The organism is Aquimarina macrocephali JAMB N27 (assembly GCF_000520995.1).
GTDB classification, from domain to species: Bacteria; Bacteroidota; Bacteroidia; order Flavobacteriales; family Flavobacteriaceae; genus Aquimarina; species Aquimarina macrocephali.
Genome location: NZ_JACA01000017.1, coordinates 1 through 432 on the forward strand (window position 1 = coordinate 1; position 432 = coordinate 432).

Below are 432 nucleotides of genomic sequence, written 5' to 3' on the forward strand. Positions count from 1 at the left end.
GGCATATTGTGGTAATCCTTCGCAATTACCATTTCCTCCTGGAGTAGTAACCGAAATTGATACAACAGAAGAAGTTGAAGTAGCTCCACCATTATCAGTAGCCTTAGCGGTCAACGTATAATTTCCTATAGACGCGTTAGAAATTGTATAGGTATAAGGACTGTTTGTATCCTCTCCTAATTTTGTAGTTCCATTATAAAATTCAACTTTAGAAATAGTTCCGTCACTATCAGAAGCATTTGCTGTGATAGAAACTGAAGTTCCTTCATTAAAAGAATCATTATTATTTGGAGAAGTAATTGCAACCGTTGGAGGAGAGTTATTAGTCCCATTAACCGTAATGTTTATTACAGAAGATGTGGTCGATGCTCCTTGATTATCTGTAGCTTTGGCAGTTAGTACATAATTTCCTGCAGAAACATTTTGCCAAAC

Annotated in this window: 1 protein-coding gene; it reads right to left on the bottom strand. The window is 36.3% G+C overall.

The genetic code is table 11. The features are described from left to right. Positions 1 to 432 (bottom strand): Ig-like domain-containing protein (locus Z054_RS31720; RefSeq protein ID WP_035091681.1); only part of this gene is annotated, 432 nt, incomplete at both ends.